At 57.4% G+C, this 17,610-nt stretch carries 15 protein-coding genes and 2 tRNA genes; 12 read left to right on the top strand and 5 right to left on the bottom strand.

What is annotated here, in order from left to right; genetic code table 11:
- Positions 1–246: 246 nt before the first annotated feature.
- The 8 genes from atpF (at position 247) to CRI94_RS09570 (ending at position 8,141) form a co-directional block, all read left to right on the top strand.
- Entirely contained in the window at positions 247–756 is a 510-nt protein-coding gene (gene atpF / locus CRI94_RS09605; RefSeq protein WP_098075478.1) for a F0F1 ATP synthase subunit B, read from the top strand.
- A 67-nt stretch (positions 757–823) separates the two neighbouring features.
- The gene (atpH, locus tag CRI94_RS09600) at positions 824–1,408 is read left to right on the top strand and encodes an ATP synthase F1 subunit delta (protein ID WP_098075477.1); all 585 of its coding nucleotides are present in this window, start codon (positions 824–826) and stop codon (positions 1,406–1,408) included.
- A gap of 98 nt (positions 1,409–1,506) precedes the next feature.
- Positions 1,507–3,150 (top strand): F0F1 ATP synthase subunit alpha, encoded by a 1,644-nt coding sequence (atpA, locus tag CRI94_RS09595; protein WP_098075476.1) that lies wholly within the window; start codon positions 1,507–1,509, stop codon positions 3,148–3,150.
- 115 nt (positions 3,151–3,265) lie between these two features.
- Entirely contained in the window at positions 3,266–4,189 is a 924-nt protein-coding gene (atpG, locus tag CRI94_RS09590) for an ATP synthase F1 subunit gamma (RefSeq protein WP_098075475.1), read from the top strand.
- Between the two features lie 177 nt (positions 4,190–4,366).
- A tRNA-Ser gene (locus CRI94_RS09585) sits at positions 4,367–4,455 on the top strand.
- 132 nt (positions 4,456–4,587) lie between these two features.
- A complete protein-coding gene (locus CRI94_RS09580; protein ID WP_098075474.1) occupies positions 4,588–6,090 on the top strand; it encodes an NAD-dependent epimerase/dehydratase family protein in 1,503 nt (500 codons plus the stop codon).
- 148 nt (positions 6,091–6,238) lie between these two features.
- Positions 6,239–7,489 (top strand): ATP-dependent DNA helicase, encoded by a 1,251-nt coding sequence (locus CRI94_RS09575; protein ID WP_098075473.1) that lies wholly within the window; start codon positions 6,239–6,241, stop codon positions 7,487–7,489.
- 265 nt (positions 7,490–7,754) lie between these two features.
- Positions 7,755–8,141: a hypothetical protein gene (locus tag CRI94_RS09570; RefSeq protein WP_098075472.1), complete on the top strand. Its 387-nt coding sequence runs from the start codon at positions 7,755–7,757 to the stop codon at positions 8,139–8,141.
- A 671-nt stretch (positions 8,142–8,812) separates the two neighbouring features.
- Here the strand turns inward: CRI94_RS09570 and CRI94_RS17680 are convergent.
- Positions 8,813–8,977: a hypothetical protein gene (locus tag CRI94_RS17680; RefSeq protein WP_179862232.1), complete on the bottom strand. Its 165-nt coding sequence runs from the start codon at positions 8,975–8,977 to the stop codon at positions 8,813–8,815.
- A 396-nt stretch (positions 8,978–9,373) separates the two neighbouring features.
- On the opposite strand from CRI94_RS17680, the gene CRI94_RS09555 reads away from it, so the two are divergent.
- The gene (locus tag CRI94_RS09555) at positions 9,374–10,474 is read left to right on the top strand and encodes a hypothetical protein (protein ID WP_098075469.1); all 1,101 of its coding nucleotides are present in this window, start codon (positions 9,374–9,376) and stop codon (positions 10,472–10,474) included.
- A 1,009-nt stretch (positions 10,475–11,483) separates the two neighbouring features.
- Positions 11,484–11,960: a hypothetical protein gene (locus CRI94_RS09550; RefSeq protein WP_098075468.1), complete on the top strand. Its 477-nt coding sequence runs from the start codon at positions 11,484–11,486 to the stop codon at positions 11,958–11,960.
- A 76-nt stretch (positions 11,961–12,036) separates the two neighbouring features.
- Here CRI94_RS09550 and CRI94_RS09545 read toward each other — a convergent pair whose 3' ends face one another.
- The 3 genes from CRI94_RS09545 to CRI94_RS09535 all read right to left on the bottom strand — a co-directional run bounded on the left by CRI94_RS09545 (position 12,037) and on the right by CRI94_RS09535 (position 15,931).
- Positions 12,037–13,542, bottom strand: coding sequence for a carboxypeptidase M32 (locus CRI94_RS09545; RefSeq protein ID WP_098075467.1), 1,506 nt, complete (start codon positions 13,540–13,542; stop codon positions 12,037–12,039).
- A gap of 108 nt (positions 13,543–13,650) precedes the next feature.
- A complete protein-coding gene (locus CRI94_RS09540; protein ID WP_098075466.1) occupies positions 13,651–15,162 on the bottom strand; it encodes an ABC transporter permease/substrate-binding protein in 1,512 nt (503 codons plus the stop codon).
- 37 nt (positions 15,163–15,199) lie between these two features.
- A complete protein-coding gene (locus CRI94_RS09535) occupies positions 15,200–15,931 on the bottom strand; it encodes an ATP-binding cassette domain-containing protein (protein ID WP_098075465.1) in 732 nt (243 codons plus the stop codon).
- Between the two features lie 199 nt (positions 15,932–16,130).
- On the opposite strand from CRI94_RS09535, the gene CRI94_RS09530 reads away from it, so the two are divergent.
- A tRNA-Thr gene (locus tag CRI94_RS09530) sits at positions 16,131–16,203 on the top strand.
- A gap of 170 nt (positions 16,204–16,373) precedes the next feature.
- Complete coding sequence (locus CRI94_RS09525) at positions 16,374–16,607, top strand: helix-turn-helix domain-containing protein (RefSeq protein ID WP_098075464.1); 234 nt, start codon at positions 16,374–16,376, stop codon at positions 16,605–16,607.
- 317 nt (positions 16,608–16,924) lie between these two features.
- Here CRI94_RS09525 and CRI94_RS09520 read toward each other — a convergent pair whose 3' ends face one another.
- Entirely contained in the window at positions 16,925–17,329 is a 405-nt protein-coding gene (locus CRI94_RS09520) for a SpoIIAA family protein (protein WP_098075463.1), read from the bottom strand.
- Positions 17,330–17,610 lie beyond the last annotated feature (281 nt).

Raw genomic sequence — 17,610 nt, 5'->3', positions numbered from 1 at the left:
CGCTGTGCTGTGCTCGGCTCGTGCCGGTCTGCCGAGACGTTTTCGTTCGTGCGGAAACGCGTCGGCAGACTGCCGCGACCCGTCCACGCTCGCCCGCTGCACCGCCGACCCTCCCGAATGGGCACCTGAGGGCCCAATCCCTCGTTTACCCATTCGATCCCTGTTGTTGACCGCGTCGCTTTCGCTTTGCGGTCTGCCTCTCGCCCCGGAGAATCTTCATCCCGGAATACTTCCCGGAAGACTGTTATGCACCTCGTACTTGCTGCCGGACTTCTCGAACCTGCCTCCGGACTCATCGTCTGGAAAGCAATCGCGTTCTCGATCCTGCTTTTCGTTCTCTACAAATACGCGTGGGGGCCGATCACCACGTCCCTGAAGGACCGGGAGGAAACGATCGATAATTCGATCCGCCGCGCCGAAAAAGCGCTGCAGGAAGCGAAGCAAATTCAGGCCGAAAACGACAAAGCCCGCCGCGAAGCCGAGCGTGAAGCGCAACGTATTCTTCGCGAGGCGCGCGAATCTGCCGAAGAGCTGAAGGAGAAGGAGAAAGCTCAGATGCGCGAAGAGGTGCAGCGCATGCAGGAGCAGGCCCGTGCTGAAATCGAACGCGAGAAGCAGGGTGCGCTCCAAGAACTCCGCGACGAAGTTGCCGACCTCGCTGTGCAGGCTGCTTCGAAAATCGTCAAGGAAGATCTTGACGCCCCGCGTCAGCGCAAGCTGGTCAACGACTTCATCGACGACCTGCCCCAGAATTAAGCGCGTCGCTATTCTTCAGCGGCCTGGCCGCTGTTTCCTGCTGAACGCCTAATCGCCTGCACACCCTATGAGTCAACGCACTGTCGCTCGCCGGTACGCGACCGCGCTTTATGAAGAGGCCGATCGCCTTGGCATTGTCGATGCCATCGATGGCGATGTCGCCCTTCTTCGCGCCTCGCTCGACGACTCGCACGAGCTACATCGTTTCTTTCAGAATCCCGTCATATCTGACGAGAAGAAGGGAAACGTGATTGACGCTCTGTTGGCTGATCGTACGCATGAGCTGACGGTTCGCTTTCTCAAACTCCTGGTTCGAAAAGACCGGGAGGGTATGATCTCCCCGATGACGAATCAGTACCGGGCGCTGCGGGATGAACAACGTGGCGTGGTCGAGGCTCATGTGAAGGCAGCATACGATTTGTCTGACGACGACCGGGAGGCGCTCAAGAACGCGCTGAAGGCGACCACCGGTAAGAAGATCCGTCTCGTTGTGGATGTCGATGAATCCCTGATCGGAGGTGTCGTCGTCCGAATTGGCGATCGGGTCTTTGACGGAAGCGTCCGCAACAAGCTGGAGAACCTTCGTGAGCGCTTCCGCACGGGCCGCGTCGGGGATGCCCCGGCCGAGAACGGCGCGCCTCCTGCGCCCTGACCCAGCAGTCCCCCTTTAGAAGTATCCCATTCCGATCGGCTCACTGCCGATCCTCGCTCCGCATCAAGATTTGATATCACCTTTCGACCTTACACGCTATGTCCAACGGCACGTCGATACGACCGGATGAAGTCACGTCCGTCCTCAAGCAAGAGCTGGGCGGTTTCGAGGCTGATGCCGAAACTTATGAAGTAGGAACCGTGCTGCAAGCCGGTGACGGGATTGCCTCCATCTATGGCCTTGCCAACGTCCAGGCCGGTGAGCTCGTCGATTTCCCGGATAGCGGCGTTCAGGGAATGGTTCTGAACCTGGAAGAAGACAACGTCGGCGTCATTATCTTCGGTGAGGTCGACGCGGTCAGTGAGGGCGATGAGGTTCGTCGTACGGGCGAGATCGCCTCGATCAACGTCAATGAAAATATGCTTGGGCGTGTCATCGACCCGCTCGGCAACCCGATGGACGGGAAGGGACCGATCGAAGGCGAGAAGATGTCGCTTCCGCTCGAGCGCAAAGCACCGGGCGTGATCTACCGTGAACCGGTGAGTGAACCGCTTCAGACCGGTATTAAGTCGATTGACTCGGCCATTCCGATCGGTCGCGGTCAGCGTGAGCTCGTCATTGGTGACCGTCAGACCGGTAAGACGGCGGTGATCATCGATACGATCATCAACCAGAAGCAGACGCACGACACCGACAAGCCGGTCTACTGCGTCTACGTCGCCGTCGGCCAGAAGGACTCGACGGTCGCCCAGGTCCGTCGCGATCTCGAGCGCAACGGCGCGATGGAATACACGGTGATCGTGAACGCTTCGGCGTCCATGCCGACGCCTCTGCAGTACGTGGCTCCATTCGCTGGAGCCTGCATCGGCGAGTTCTTCCGCGATACCGGCCGCCATTCGCTCGTCGGTTTCGACGATCTCTCGAAGCAGGCCGTCGCTTACCGCGAGCTCTCCCTGCTGCTTCGCCGTCCGCCGGGACGTGAAGCGTATCCGGGTGATGTCTTCTACCTGCACAGCCGCCTTCTGGAGCGCGCCGCCAAGATCATCGATAACGATGAAGTGGCCGGCGAAATGAACAACCTGCCGGAGGCTATGAAGGACAAGGTCGAAGGCGGTGGTTCGATGACCGCTCTCCCTGTGATTGAAACGCAGGCTGGTGACGTGTCGGCATACATTCCGACGAACGTCATTTCCATTACCGACGGTCAGATTTACCTCGAGACGGATCTCTTCAACTCGGGTATCCGTCCGGCCATCGATGTTGGTACGTCGGTCTCCCGTGTGGGTGGATCCGCGCAGATTAAGGCGATGAAGAAAGTGGCCGGTACGCTGCGCATCGACCTCTCGCAGTACCGCGAGCTGGAAGCATTCGCTAAGTTCGGTTCCGACCTCGATGCATCGACGCAGCGCCAGCTCAACCGGGGCGAGCGCCTGGTCGAGATCCTCAAGCAGGATCAGTTCTCGCCGGTACCGGTCGAGGAGCAGGTCGCGATCATTTACGTTGCGATCGAAGGTCTCCTCGATGATGTGCCGCTCGAATCGATCGCGGACTTTGAAGAGGAGTATCTCGAGCGTCTGCGCCTCCAGCACGAAAGCGTGATGGAAGGAATTCGCGACTCCGGCAAGCTTTCCGACGAAGCGAAAGAGACGTTCGAGAAGGTAGCCGATGACCTCACCGATGTCTACGCAGAGGAGGAAGAGGAAGAGAGCGAAGACATTCTTGGCGGCGAAGTTGCCGCGTAACAGCTTCCACCTGATTGCGTGTCCGCACGGGTCGCACTGGTGCGGTGAGGGTTTGCCTCACCGCCCGTGACGCCCATAGCGGTTCTGTCTCACCTCTGTGCAACGCTCCTGATCTATGGCGAACCTTCGCGACATTCGAAACCGAATCAACTCGGTTGAAAACACGAAGCAGGTTACGCGAGCCATGAAAATGGTCGCGGCTGCTAAGCTTCGGAAAGCCCAGGAGCGGATCTTCAACACACGCCCGTATGCGTTTAAGATCCGCGAGATCGTCGATCACTTGCAGGAAGAGCTCGACCCGACGGCTCACGAGTTCTTTCAGCAGCGCGAGGCGATTGACGGGGTTCTTCTCATCGTCATAACCGCAGATCGTGGCCTTGCTGGTGCGTTCAACTCGAACGTGATCAAGAAGGCAGAGGAAGCGATCGAGTCGCAGTATCGGGATGTCCAGAAAGCGGGCAACTTGTACCTGCTGTGCGTCGGCCGTAAGGGTCACGAGCACTTCTCGAAGCGCGACTATCAGGTCGTCGGCGATTACCGGGGTGTGTTCGACTCTCTCAGCTTTAAGACGGCGTCGGGTATCGTCGACGATGCGATTGAAGGATACCGCCGTGAGCTGTGGGACAAGGTCGACGTAGTCTACAACGAGTTTAAGAACACGATCGCTCAGAACCGGATTGTGGAGCCGCTTCTTCCGCTTCCGGAGGAGACGTTTGCGACGCCGATCATGAAGGAAGAGCTTAACGGCGAGCCGGAAACGAATAACGATCAGGAGATCGACTACATCTTCGAGCCGGGGGCCGTGAAGATTCTCGACGAGCTCGTTCCACGCTATCTGAATTACCAGCTCTGGCGGGCGCTCCTCGAGTCGAACGCGGCTGAACAAGGCGCGCGAATGGTGGCGATGGACAACGCAACGTCCAATGCCGAAGATCTCCTCGAAGATCTGCGGATTACCTACAACCGCGAGCGTCAGAACGCCATTACGATGGAGATTCTCGACATCACAAGTGGTGCGGAGGCTCTTGGCGACGGCTGATTTACCTGTCGTGAGTAAGCGTACCAGAGAGGTGGATCAGGTCTCCGCGTGAACACCCGTCGAAAGTTCATTACAGGAAGGAGAACGCGGAACCGTGTATCTCCACCTGTATTGTAACATCTACCGAAATAAGAGAGCAACATCGCGACGCTCCGAGGCATACACTTATTACTTCAAGGAGAGGTGGCCGAGCGGTCGAAGGCGCTCCCCTGCTAAGGGAGTAAACCGTTAACGCGGTTTCGAGGGTTCGAATCCCTCCCTCTCCGCACGAAGCCGGTTCCGAGACGCCTCGGAACTGGCTTTTGTCGTCTGTGTGCCTCCGTTTCGTTTGGAGGCGCTGGTCGCCCGGCATTGCATTCCACTGGGGGCCGTTTCTGCCTCGTTTGTGCTACATCCTTATGGGCAATTCCGATCGACCCACCGTCGTCATTGCAGGTGCTACCGGCTTTCTCGGCACGGCCCTTCGGGAAGCTCTGCGTGGCCAGTATCGTGTGGTTGCGCTCACCCGGTCGCCGATCCGGGCACGCAGAAATACCGGTAGGCGAGAGGGGGAGGAATGGAAGCACTGCGACCTGTTTTCGCCACACGAGATCGAAAAGCGACTCCAGGGGGCCGACTACGCCTTCTATCTCGCACATTCCGTACACCCATCGGCACGACTGACGCAGGCAGAAGTCGCGGATCTCGATTTGCTGATGGCGGACAACTTTGCCCGCTCGGCTGCTGCGCAAGACGTAAAACAAATTCTCTATGTCGGCGGCCTCGTGCCTGACGATATTCCGCGGGAGACACTCCCTCCGCGCATTCGGAGCCGACTGGAGATTCAGTCGACACTCGGTTCGACATCTGTTCCGCTGACAACGCTTCGTGCTGGCCTAATCGTTGGGCCCGGAGGCACGTGGCTTCGGCTGCTGCTAAACCTCGTGCGTCGTCTGCCTGCGATGCTGCTGCCGAAGTGGACGGAGGCGCAGACCCAGCCGATTTTCGTCAAAGATGCGATTCGAGGCCTGATCACCTGCCTCGGTGAGCCGCAGCATTACAACAAAACGTACGATGTGGGCGGGCCGGATCGCATGACGTACCGGGAGATGCTTCAGCGGACCGCCCGCGCCCTGGGGTTACGCCCGCGACCGATGGCGACTGTGCCGTTTGACGCCCCGCATTTGTCCAAGGCCTGGATTCGCGTATTCAGTGGCGGACCGTGGTCCATCGTGGATCCGATCGTGGACAGCCTCCGCTTCCAGTCCGTCGTATCGGAAAATCCGCTTCAACGCTATCTTGAGCCTGGCGCGACGCCGTTTGAGGAGGCGATACAGAAGTCGGTGACCGAAGATGGACGCCCACTGCCGAATCCCAGATCGGCCCTGCGAACGGAAGATGACGCAGCAATCCGAGAGGATAGTGTTGCGCGGTCCGTGCAGCGACTGCCGCTTCCTCCTGGCTACACCGCGCGTGACGTCGCGCACGAATACATTCGATGGTTGCCGCGATTTGGATGGCCGCTTCTCAAGTGTTCGGTCGTGGGTAAGAGAGTGTGCAAGTTCCAGCTGCGACCGTTCGGCCTGACCTTACTGGAAATGACATATGCACCGGATCAGAGTCCGGAAGGGCGCCACCTATTCTACGTGACCGGTGGAATGCTGGCCGATCTGACAAAGGGACCGGAAGGACGGCTCGAGTTTAGACGCGCTATGAACGGCGAATACATCATCACCGCGGTGCATGATTTTGCACCCATGTTGCCGTGGTATGTCTATAACGCCACGCAGGCTCTTGCTCACCTTTTCGTCATGAATCGGTTCGGTCACCACCTCGAGCAATTGAGCAATACGATTCCTGCTGAAGGTCGTATAACGGACGAGATCGACCCCACGGAGGAAGGGCAGCCGGTCTGGCATTAGATAAAACCACATCTCCGTTCGATTCTGCACTGGGTCCGACCGGTACATCCATGAAGTCTGAGTGGACCCTCTCATGTTCGGCACATGTTCCAGAGGCCAAAGTACAGACACATCCAACCGCCGGTATGCAATGTAGTCTTTCTCGTCCATGTCGCTAACGAAGCATCAGCAAGACGCCTACGATGTTGTGTATGAGCGTCTCGCCGCAGGCGAGCGATTTACGGGTCTCCGAGGCTACGCGGGGACCGGGAAAACCTTTCTAGTCAGTCAACTCGTCGATCAGCTCGTATCCGAGGGCTGCACGGTCACCGTGTGCGCGCCGACGCATAAGGCGGTTCAGGTCCTACGCGACCAGCTGGATGGAGGCGAGGTCGAGACGCAAACGCTTCATTCGTATCTCGGGCTTCGTCTCAAGCCGGATGTCGATGGACAGTACGTGCTGGTTCCGGATGGGATGGAGGAAGAACGTCCCGCGAGCGTCGTTGTCTGCGACGAAGCCTCCATGGTGGGCCGTGAGGAGTGGGAGTATATCCAGGCATCGCAGCGGAATTTGCAGTGGCTCTTCGTCGGCGATCCCGCGCAGTTGCCGCCAGTAAACGAAGATCCGTCACCTGCGCTCGAAGTCGAGGGACCGATGCTGGAGGAGGTTCATCGGCAATCGACCGACAATCCGATTCTTGATCTGGCAACCAAGGTCCGTACGGGCACAGCGCGCGGCTTTCAGTCTCGATTTAAAGACGGCATCGGTGTCGCCATTACGCACAAGCGCGAGGCCTTTCTGGATACGGTTCTTCGCACGTTTAACTCCGATGCATTTGCAGATAATGCTGCCCATGCGCGTCTCCTCGCGTATCGAAATCGGACGGTGCGAAAGTACAACCGCGAGATTCGAACGGCTCGCTATGGTAGCGATGCGCCTCGTTTCGAGAAGGGGGAGTGGCTGGTTGCACGTGAGACGTGGTTCCACGACGGAGCTCCGGTCGTCAAAAATAGTGAGGAACTGCGCGTCACAAAAACATCGATCACGACATTTGAAGCCGACGACCTCAGCGAGTGGAAGGTATGGAAACTGAAAGTGCGGAGTCCGTACGCTGCCTTCAATCGCACGATTCTCGTGCTTCACGAGGAAGAGCATGAACGCTATGAGAATGACCTCGAGCGGCTCCGGACACGGGCGAAGGAGGACGGCTCGAAATGGGGGGCATTCTACGAACTCAAAGAGAGGTTTGCGTCAGTCGATTATGCCTATGCGACGACGGTCCACAAAGCGCAGGGCTCTACGTTCGGGACCGTGTTTGTAGACCATAGAGATCTTCAGGCCTGCCGAGGTCCTGAAAAAGAGGCACTTCTGTATGTAGCCGTCACCCGTCCCGCTGAGCGACTTGCGCTTCTTGTATAGCCGTAACGGGAAGAGCGTTACCTGTTAGCTGGACGAGAAAGCCTCCTGGAACGGTGGCATATCCGTTGGTCATTCTGTCGGTGATTGGCCGGATGAGTTACAATGGGTTGCATATACATGTGCGCCTAGATTTCGCCCGGTCGATGTAACCGCGTCATCCCGCTATCTCGTCCGCGTTAAATGGGAGCGAGCAGATATATATAGTACAATTGTTTATCGGAGGCGGTGGATACGCGCTCGTACAACGCAACCGATCCCCAGCGATATGCGTGTGATTCAGGGGGCGCGGTACGGCGAGGAAACCTCGAGTATGCGTCAGAGACGGCCCATCGACCTGGAGACGCGTGACGAGGAGCGCGTACCGGTTCACTTGGATCCGGTTGACATGGACGTACGGGCTGATCGCGTATCTGCCGTTCGTAAGGGCACCCAAGAGCGAACGAGTTGGCTCAAACTCGATTTGACCGGCTCATCGGCGATCACCGTCTCGTTACTTCCGTCACTGACCCAGCGGGCGATATGGAGAGAAGGGACATACGGACGCCGAACCCGAGGTTGTCGGATTCGGCGTCGGATGGTAGCGGAGTACGTGACGCGTGTATCAGTGAGGCAGGAGATTCGCTTGCGCCGCTCCACCGTTCCATTCATCTAAGGAAGGCATTTGCAACCAATCGACTCGTCGCACTTCAGGAAGATGTAGGTGCTGTGCTCTTTTACAAGCTCACTGCACCTGCCGAGAACGCTGTGCACTGTCGCTTCGGAAACATCAACCTGAAGTCAGTCAATTACGTCATCGGGATGCCGGTTGCGATCAACGAATCCGATGCAGACCGATTGTGCACTGCGTACGTCCACATGCATTCGGGCGCCCTAGATGATGGGATATTAATGCACTCTGGTGTATACGTTAGTCAATCAGTTGAAGTGACAGAAAGAAACACAAAATGATTGACGCTTAGTCTCCGCATTTGTATTATACCATCAAGTAAATCACCAGAGCGGGAAAGAGCCTAATCCTGCGTTGTAGGGTGATTCTCATCTGGCGGCGGCAGTGGGTTTTTGTCCGGTCTCTCTGGGTCAGAAACCTGATTTTCAATGCGTACGGACTCTTCTAGAGCGACAAACATGTTACGCAACGTATCCATAGTAGTAGCGGCTTTGTTGGTTGGTGTGATCGTTGTGCCCTTTAATGTAGGGGCTAGCGATGTCAATTTACAATCCTCCTGCGTATCGATCTATAATGACATTTACCCATCTTATCAAAAGGGAGACTGGATAGATGTCTTGAACGGTTCGCGAGAGGCGAGATCGTGTTTACCGAAGTCAGATCGCAGGCGCATCGAATACACGTATATCTCGGAGGTTGACGCACTTGTTGAACTGAATCGTAATCAGGAGGCACTGGATCTCGTGCAGCATATCCTGGGCGAGCGCGTGATTCAGACTCGAAAGAATTACATGCCCCATGTTTTCGAGGTTGCGGGCCATGCAGCGCTGGCGCTTGGCAACCATTCACTAAGCATACATTATTTTAACCTAGCCGCCCTCGAATCCGAGGGATTGGATCCAGCTCACCGTCTAAATAATCGGCGGTCCCTTGCCCTTCTGCAGGTTCGTGTAGGAAATACGCATGCCGCGTATCGTACGGTGACGGAAGCACTTGAGTCGATGAGGGGGCTGGAGATGAGGGGGGCTTCGGAAATCAAAGCGAAGCTTCATTATGTTGCTGCTTCGGCACTGCTGATCGGCTGCATGTCGGCTCAAGATCGTCGCGAAACGCTCCGTGCGGATAAACGGTGTTCACGCTGGAATCTAGCGCTATCACACCAGCGAAAAGGATCAGAGACGGCGCAATCTCTGTCTGGTAAAGCGAGATTAGATGCGATGCGTAATGAGCTAAGTAATGAGTTCATTATCGCTAGACAACGTGGCGAGCATGAGCGCGCGCTTGAGCTTATAGATAAGACAGCTAAACTCGGTGAACATCTTGGAAGCACGTGGACACAGTTTCAGGCGTCGTATCGTCGGGCGCTGATCCGAAGTGATCAGGGCGAGTACGGCGAGGCTCTGCAATTGACTGCAGACCTCGCGGGACAAATACGAACGTCCGGCCGCCAGGATTATCTTCCGTACCTGTTGAACGTGCAGATTGAGATTGCGGCTCGGGCGAGTGATCGAGATGTTGCTCGACAGGCCCTGCATCAGCTGGCCGCCATGGACGAGGATGTCCCGGACAACATCTACAGACAGGCATCGGCAACCTATGCGTCGGTCTTTGGTGGCGCATCAGACGATTCGCCGCTTCCGTTCTGGATGCTGTTCTCGATCGCCGTGGGGGTGTCCGTTGTTCTGCAATTTATCAGTACGGCGGTACGTGGCACGCAGAACGAGTCCGGTCCAATTGCCCGGATGTCCGCGCTCGCTGCAGGGACGCAAGGCCCCAAGACGCAGACACGTGCCGACCAGCTTGGCGTGATGCCGGAGGGCGACATCTTCCTGCCAGATGTAGACTCGGCTCAACGTGATTCCACCGATGCATCTGAGACGACGAAGATTGATTCGAGGGATTTCGCGTCACACGGGGACGGCGTGGCGCTGTCGGAAGAAGATGCGGAATGGCTAACGTCCATCGGGATCGGCCTCGATGATCTGCCGGAGGTAGAGCCTCGTATCCCCGAACGCGAAACACCACGGACCCTCGGCCAGATGTTGCGCCGATGCATGCGCACGTCGCCGGCTGTTTCGGTGTACTCATCGTCTGGTGAAAAGACCGGTACCATCTCGGTGCCCGAGCGAATCATTCAACATGCCTCCTCTGATCGCTTCATCGCGATCTCCATGTCTGGTAGAGTCGTGCTTGCGTATCGCTACGCACGACCGCAGACGCAAATCATTCAGCAAACCCCAGATGGGGGCCTGCAGGCCATCGAGCTTGACGAACCCGTTATGGCCGTTCCAATTGCTGTAATGAACACGACCGTTTGACAGAACCCGCGACGGAGGACGACATATCTGATCTCCTGACGGGCGATTCCACTTCGGAGTCGCCCGTGTCGTTTGGACCTGGCGATCGTACCGGTCGACGGAGCGAAGACGACGACCGTTGATATGGGCGAATTCGTTTTCCGAATGATTGTGTCGGGATCGCCCCAACCGTGTCCTCGCAGCGGCTCCGAGTTGGGAGGAGAGCCGGTTTAAAACCTGTTTGGCGGACCGCCTTCGGCCATCCAAAGGGCGGACCTCTCGACCCGACGGTCGGTCCTTGGGACGCCTGCGCAACCACGCCTCGTTCGTTTCGCGCACCGTGTCTATAGCACACGTGTCATCGGATCACCGCCCGGCCTGCGACTAGAGAGGAACGAACGAGTTTGCGTTTTTGAGATCCATCCGCCAACCAGTTCCTCAACGGGATACGTTCAAACGTTCTTCTGCCAGGGTGTGGCGCGTCCGCTGAATCGAAGCCGTTGGAGACACCGACATATTAAAGTCGAAACGGTATAATGATGCCGTAGCGTCTATTGCGTGACGTCGGCTCTGCAGCGGAACGCTCATTCGGCGTTCTCTGACCTGGAGGCCATTCTCGACACCTCAAGCATCGCGTGGTCAAGCCGACTGGACGAGCAGGTTACACGGGTAGAGCAGACCATGTGGGTTACCTTTTGGAGCAGCGCACCCATTCGTGATTCGTTTTTATTGGCCATTATCTACGCACGATCAGGCCTCTCGATGGTGGAATGTGAGAGACATAAGACGTGGCTCACATCCAAAAGAGTATGGCGATATCGTCCATCCGCTTCATCTATTGTCCCGTCCTTGTGTCATGGAGACTTTGGTGCACGATTTGGTGCTCCATAAAGCACCCGGGCACCGTGGGGAGAAACGCTAGCGAAGCGATGACCTCTGCGATTGGTTGTGGTAAGGTTCTTCTTTCCGCCGGTACAAATCAGTATTTACCGCCGGGTACACAGACCACCGAGTAGATATTGAGGTCTCTATGATGTCGTCTGAGAACTCATACCGAAACCCTGGCCATGCATCGGACGCGCGGAGGCACATCGCCTCATCTCTTATCAAGGCGGAGGCGGCGCGTCTACGAGCGGAGGTGAAGCGACTGAAACGAGAGAACGAGCGGCTCACGAAGGAGAGAAGAGCACTTATACGTGAGAATCGTTCGTTGCGGAGAGAGGCGACTCTCGTCCGGCTCTACCGCGCGCACGACGATCAACATGAGACGGCGGAGATCGGAGAAAAGGCAGAGTTGAGTCCCATTCCAGCTCCTGCTGCAGATCTCTATGACCGGTTGCCTACGTCCTTCACGTTTGCGAACTATTTTCGCTTCGCAGCAAAAGCTCAGCTGGATAGTCAGACGGCACGCTCGTGTCTGACGTATTATCTTGACGAGGGGCTTCTTATCCAGGTTGGTTCACGGCTCCGCAAGACCGATATCGTCATGCGCCATACGAACGGGTGAAGCGCGCCTTGGTGCGTGGCGGCCGGAGACCATGTCTCTCGCGATTCGACACGTCGAGAAATGGTTTCTGGCGATGTTAATCAAGGTCGTAGAGGTCACCAAACTTCGATCTCACGTACTCGATCCACGGGTCGGCGGAGAGGCCTTCGCCCGTGACGCGTTCGAGAAGTTGGGGAGCCGTCAACTTGCGTCCATGCTCGTGCACGTTTTCGCGCAACCAGTCGAGCAAGGGACCGAACCGACCATTTGCCAGGTCCCCATCTACATCAGAGAGTTCCTCCCGTATCGTATTCATCAGCTGCACCGACATCAGATTGCCGAGTGCGTAGGTTGGGAAATACCCGATGGCGCCGAGGGACCAGTGCACGTCCTGGAGGACACCGTCGGCGTCGGTTTCTGGAACCACCCCGAGGTAGTCATTCATTTTCTCGCGCCATAGATCTGGGAGGTCGTCGACATCGATGCGGCCGTCGATCAGACCGCGCTCCAGTTCGAAGCGGAGCATGATGTGGAGGTTGTAGGTGACCTCGTCTGATTCGACGCGTATGAGCGACGGCTCGACACGGTTGATCGCGCGGTAGAAGGTGTCGAGATCGGTATCGCCTACAGCTTCGGGAAAAGCATTCTGCAGGTCATCAAAGTAATGGGACCAGAACGTCCGGCTACGGCCGACGAGATTCTCGTAGAGACGCGATTGCGACTCATGCATTCCAAGAGAGGTCCCATCGGCGAGCGGTGTGCGGTCAAGGCTCGGGTCGATCCCCTGTTCGTACAGGCCGTGACCGGCCTCGTGTAGCGTGGAGAAGAACGCAGCGGGGAAGAAGGACTCGTCGTACCGCGTCGTAAGGCGGACATCTCCGATTGAAAACGATGTGGTAAATGGGTGAGCGGAAACGTCCTCGCGCCCACGATCAAAATCGTATCCCAGATCTCGGATGACAGACTGTCCGAATGATTTCTGCTGCTTGATGGGATAGGTCCCGTGTAGCACCGCATTGTCAACCTGTTCAGACGATGCGATCGCGTCGACGATCGGCACGAGGTCATCGCGCAGATCACGGAATGTGTCGACAACCGTTGCCGTACGCATCCCGGGTTCGTATTCGTCGAGGAGTGCATCGTACGGCTCGTCCTCGTAGCCGATCGCTTCGGCCTTCTCTACGTTCAGCTCCACGATTCGGCGAAGGAGCGGGGCAAAGATATCGAAGTCGTCCGCAGCACGTGCCTTTTTCCATGCCTCTTTGGCCTCGGAGACGGTTTTGGATATTTCCGAAACGAGAGACGCGGGGAGCTTCCGGTCCCGCTCGTAATCCCGCCGCGTAACTCGGACCAGGCTAGCATCCGTGCTAAGCGGGTCTGCTCCGTTCACTTCCTCTTCGGCGTGGTTTAGCAGCTCGCCGGTCTTGTCTGCGACAAACTTCTCGTGGGCCAGTGTCTGGAGCGTAGACAGCTGGTATGCACGCGCTTCCGCACCGCCGGGAGGCATATACGTTTCCTGGTCCCAGGATAACACGTTCGCTGCAGCTTTCAGGTCTTCGATCTGACCGAGGCGGCTCTTCAGATCAGCAAGTGCGGTGCTCATGGACGGTAGATGATCCTTCGATGGAATGAGGTAGCGACGGCTCCTAGTCTTCTGAACACGACCTTCCGTGCCGAAGTTCTTTTGCTAGTCTGTGCGCCTACTGCAGTGTCACCGCAAACCGCGGGGCAGCAGGCCGCGTTCGGTGGCTTCGAGAGCGCCGAGAACGAAGACGGTCAGGATCGCCGCTGGTACCGTGCCTTCAAGAATGAGGCTCAGATCGGCTCGGCGGATCCCTGTGAGGATAGGTTGTCCGTATCCGCCAGCTCCAATGAGGGCGCCCAGCGTCGCCGTTCCGATATTAATGACGGCGGCGATCTTAATTCCTCCGAGAATCGACCGGGCAGCCATGGGAACTTCCACGCGGAGAAGCTGCGCAGTCCGGGAGAGGCCGAGTGCTTCGGCGGATTCCTTGAGCCCACGCGGAATATCGTTGAGCCCGGTGTACGTATTCCAGACGATAGGAAGCAGGCTGTACAGGAAGAGGGCCGTGATCGCGGGAGTACGGCCGAGACCGATGATTGGCACCATCACGGCGAGCAGGGCGAGGGCGGGAATGGTATACAACACGCCAACAACGAGCAGCACGGTCGGGCCGACGATGCGCACGCGCGCCGCCATAATGCCGAGAGGAATACCGAATAGAACAGCCAGAATAAGCGACAGACCAACAAGCGTGAGGTGTTCGGTCGATCGGACCGCAATACGATGTACCCAGGTTGTGGTCGAGGCTTTAACGGTTTGGTCAAGGTCGAACGACGAGTTTAGAAACTGGGCGGCAACATTCTGCTCGGCCTGGCCGTCAATCTTGGCGCGTTTGTTCAGGGTCTGCATCGTGTCGGCTGGCAGGCGTCCGGTGAGGCGCCGGAGCTGCTGCACTGCACCGGGCACTCGGTCGGACACATTCGACCGGTAGAGAAAAAGGGCACGGTATTCGGGGAAATGGTCGCGGGTATCTTGGAGCACGCGCAGGTCATAGGCCTCGATTTCGGCGTCGGTCGAATAAAAGTCGATGACGTCGATCTCACCGCTTCGGAGCCCGCGGTAGGCGAGGTCATGGTCGATTCCGCGTGCGTCGTGCGGTAGATCATACGTTCTCCTCAGGGAGGGCCATCCATCACCGCGCTCCATGAATTCGTTCGAGAAGCCGAGCTCGAGGTTGGGATGGTTCCTTAGATCACCGATCGTCCGGATGCCCAGCGAGTCCGCGTGGTCTGCCCGCATTCCGATGGCATACGTGTTGTTGAAGCCGAGTGGATCGGTCATGGCGATCCCGTACTGTGCCAGGGTGTCGGCCAGTGTAGCTCTTGTGACGTCGGTGGACGCAAGAATTTCCTGGATCAGCGTCCCGGTGTACTCGGGGTACGCATCGATGTCGCCACGACGGAGGGCTTCCCAGAGGAATCTCGATCCCCCGAGTTCGGCGCGATGTTGAACCGTGTATCCCTGCGCTCTCCATAACTCTGTGGCCATCCATCCGAGAATGACGTTCTCGGTGAACTTCTTCGATCCCACGACGAGGGTGGAGTCAGCAGCCTCGGCCTCTGTTGCTTTCTGAGCAACCGTGGGCCGCGGGGAAAGGAGTGCAATACAGAAAATGACGAGGGCAAACAGGCGGAGCATGGACAGCGGCGGGCGACTGCACGGGGTGAGGGGAGGGCTATACAAGGATTGATCTCTGAGCCTGGACGAAGTCGCGGGCGAAATCTGTTGCGGGAGATTCCAAAAGGTCGCTCATCGGTCCGGTCTGGACGATTTGTCCCTTTCGGAGAAGAACGACTCGATCCGCAACGAACGCAGCCTCGCTGAGGTCGTGAGTGACGAACACGACCGTCTTGTCCAGTGTCTGGAAAATGTCACGCAGATCCGTCTGGAGGTCCGCACGAATCATCGGGTCCAGTGCTCCGAGGGGTTCGTCGAGGAGCAAGACATCGGGATCGAGCATCAGTGCTCGCATCAGGCTAATACGCTGACGCTGCCCACCAGAAAGTTCATTCGGGTACTGGTCGAGTCGATCGAGAGGAAGTTGAACGAGGTCAGCGAGTTCTTCTGTCCGTTGCTCGACCCGATCGGCGGACCAGCAAAGATGGCGAGCGAGAATCGCGACGTTCCCACGACCGGTGAGATGCGGAAAGAGCCCGCCGTCTTGGATGACGTAGCCCATTCGATGGCGGATTTCGGGAGGCGTATTGGGACCTACGGTGTGTGATCCGACCGTCACGGTCCCTGCGTCTGCCTCCACGAGCCCGATGATGAGACGAAGTAAGGTGGATTTGCCGCATCCACTCGGACCAATCAGCACCGTCGTTTTTCCCGACCTCAACTCAAGCGTGACGTTGTCGACAGCAGTCGTGTCGGCGAACGTTTTCGTGATGCCATCGAGCTGAATCATCCGCGATATGTAGAGGTTCTGTGGGGAAAAATCGAACCAACGACTAAGATCGAGAACCGTCGATTACAGTCCATTAATCGATGGTGAAACCGATGGGTCCGGGGATCCTGATCCTTGACACATCGTGAAAGCAGTCCTACATTCGGCATCGGTCAGCAAGAAAGAGACGCCCGCTGATCCGCTACATGAAATCGTCAAAGCCAACGTAGCTCAGTTGGTAGAGCAGTCCCCTCGTAAGGGACAGGTCACCGGTTCGAGTCCGGTCGTTGGCTCTACAGCGCCCTGCTTCGCATCAGCGGAGTGGGGCGTTTTCTGTTTGTGCACCGTGCCCTATTCCTCCGGCGTGATCAGACTGGGTAGCTTCGGGCCGGGCGGTAGGCCGGTGTCACACGTCTACATTTCCTCCTTCTCGAGTACGTCTCTAACAGAGCCCCAAGTTCTCATGTCGGATTTCGACCTGACTGACGCCGCGAAGTCAATATTGCTCGCCGTACACGACGCTGGTGATGTCGACATCTATGATCTGGCTTCATCCGTCGGAGTGGGGCCGAGGCAGGTGCAGGAGCGCGTCCGCGAACTCGATCGTGCGGGGCTGGTCGTGGTCTCGGAGCGTGGAGACAGGATTGTCTGCACGCCGGCGGGCGATGAGCAGGCCCGTCGCTTCCAAGCGCAATGATAACAACGATTGATAACCTGTTAGGCGGATGGACCGCGAAAACGTACGCTCGGTCGTTCCTGTATAGTCGTAGGGTTGGCGGTGACCCGATGACACGTCTGCTATAGACACGGGGTGCAAAACGAACGAGGCGTGGTTGCGCAGGCGTCCCAAGACCGACCGTCGGGTCGGGAGGTCTGTACCTTTGGATGGCCGCACGCTGCGGGCCAAGCAGGCTCTAACCATAGAGAAAACCGGTGCCGCGTATCATCGCAGCACCGGTTGGTGCGGGAGCGTCACTCTGGTAGAGAAATCACGCCGCAAACGTTCATTACGGTCTATTGCTTCTGACCCTTCGGCGATGGCACGTCCACCTCAAGATCTTCGCCGTTGAGCCAGGCGATGGCGGAGTCTCGTTCGCTGGTTTCGTAGACTTCGACGTGCGCGCTCGGGAAGGCGAGGTCCAGTCGTTTCATCCACGCCTCAAAGGGTTCGTCATCAGTTAGCACCGCGACGCGATCTACGTCGTGTGCATGGCGGACGTCGAACACGAAGTCATCCCAGACCTCTTCAGGCTCCCAACCGTCGACGCCGTCCATTTCGAAGAGTAGCCGGACCGTGTTATGGCGCTCTACCTGATCTTTGATGAACGGATATACGGCGTCGAAATCGTCCTCGGTTAGCGTGTCGCTAAGGGAGACGGCGGCTACGTTTTCACCAGGAACGTCGATAATCTCGTGCATAAAGCGTCAGGTTGGCGTCAAAAGCATGAGCATTATGTAACAGATAGTATGCTCGGGCTCCGTTTGCGTTGTGTTGAAAAAGCAACATTTTGGCGAAGACCGACACTCGGCCTCGCGATCGCCTCACCCCGGTGGGGGCATCTGCTTGCAAATCGAACAGTGTAAGACTTGAAAAACAGGGTCGAATTACCGATCATGTGAATTGTGTGAACTACCTTGCCCAGTCCGGGGGCCGGCAGACTGCTTCTGCATGATGCCGGTCCGGGCAAGATCAAAACGAT

Origin of the sequence: Longibacter salinarum (assembly GCF_002554795.1) — a bacterium.
In the GTDB taxonomy this organism is placed as follows: Bacteria; Bacteroidota; Rhodothermia; order Rhodothermales; family Salinibacteraceae; genus Longibacter; species Longibacter salinarum.
The sequence above is the reverse complement of the archived record's forward strand: the minus strand, read 5'-3'. Positions and strand labels throughout refer to the sequence as shown.

Excerpts from the sequence above, each read along its gene's own strand:
- CRI94_RS09580 (WP_098075474.1), top strand. The coding sequence starts at position 4,588 with ATGGGCAATTCCGATCGACCCACCGTCGTCATTGCAGGTGCTACCGGC.
- CRI94_RS09550 (WP_098075468.1), top strand. The coding sequence starts at position 11,484 with ATGATGTCGTCTGAGAACTCATACCGAAACCCTGGCCATGCATCGGAC.
- atpA (WP_098075476.1), top strand. The coding sequence starts at position 1,507 with ATGTCCAACGGCACGTCGATACGACCGGATGAAGTCACGTCCGTCCTC.
- atpF (WP_098075478.1), top strand. The coding sequence starts at position 247 with ATGCACCTCGTACTTGCTGCCGGACTTCTCGAACCTGCCTCCGGACTC.
- CRI94_RS09545 (WP_098075467.1), bottom strand. The coding sequence starts at position 13,542 with ATGAGCACCGCACTTGCTGATCTGAAGAGCCGCCTCGGTCAGATCGAA.
- CRI94_RS09525 (WP_098075464.1), top strand. The coding sequence starts at position 16,374 with ATGTCGGATTTCGACCTGACTGACGCCGCGAAGTCAATATTGCTCGCC.
- CRI94_RS09570 (WP_098075472.1), top strand. The coding sequence starts at position 7,755 with ATGCGTGTGATTCAGGGGGCGCGGTACGGCGAGGAAACCTCGAGTATG.
- atpG (WP_098075475.1), top strand. The coding sequence starts at position 3,266 with ATGGCGAACCTTCGCGACATTCGAAACCGAATCAACTCGGTTGAAAAC.
- CRI94_RS09520 (WP_098075463.1), bottom strand. The coding sequence starts at position 17,329 with ATGCACGAGATTATCGACGTTCCTGGTGAAAACGTAGCCGCCGTCTCC.
- CRI94_RS09540 (WP_098075466.1), bottom strand. The coding sequence starts at position 15,162 with ATGCTCCGCCTGTTTGCCCTCGTCATTTTCTGTATTGCACTCCTTTCC.
- CRI94_RS09575 (WP_098075473.1), top strand. The coding sequence starts at position 6,239 with ATGTCGCTAACGAAGCATCAGCAAGACGCCTACGATGTTGTGTATGAG.
- CRI94_RS09555 (WP_098075469.1), top strand. The coding sequence starts at position 9,374 with ATGCGTAATGAGCTAAGTAATGAGTTCATTATCGCTAGACAACGTGGC.
- CRI94_RS17680 (WP_179862232.1), bottom strand. The coding sequence starts at position 8,977 with ATGGCCCGCAACCTCGAAAACATGGGGCATGTAATTCTTTCGAGTCTG.
- atpH (WP_098075477.1), top strand. The coding sequence starts at position 824 with ATGAGTCAACGCACTGTCGCTCGCCGGTACGCGACCGCGCTTTATGAA.
- CRI94_RS09535 (WP_098075465.1), bottom strand. The coding sequence starts at position 15,931 with ATGATTCAGCTCGATGGCATCACGAAAACGTTCGCCGACACGACTGCT.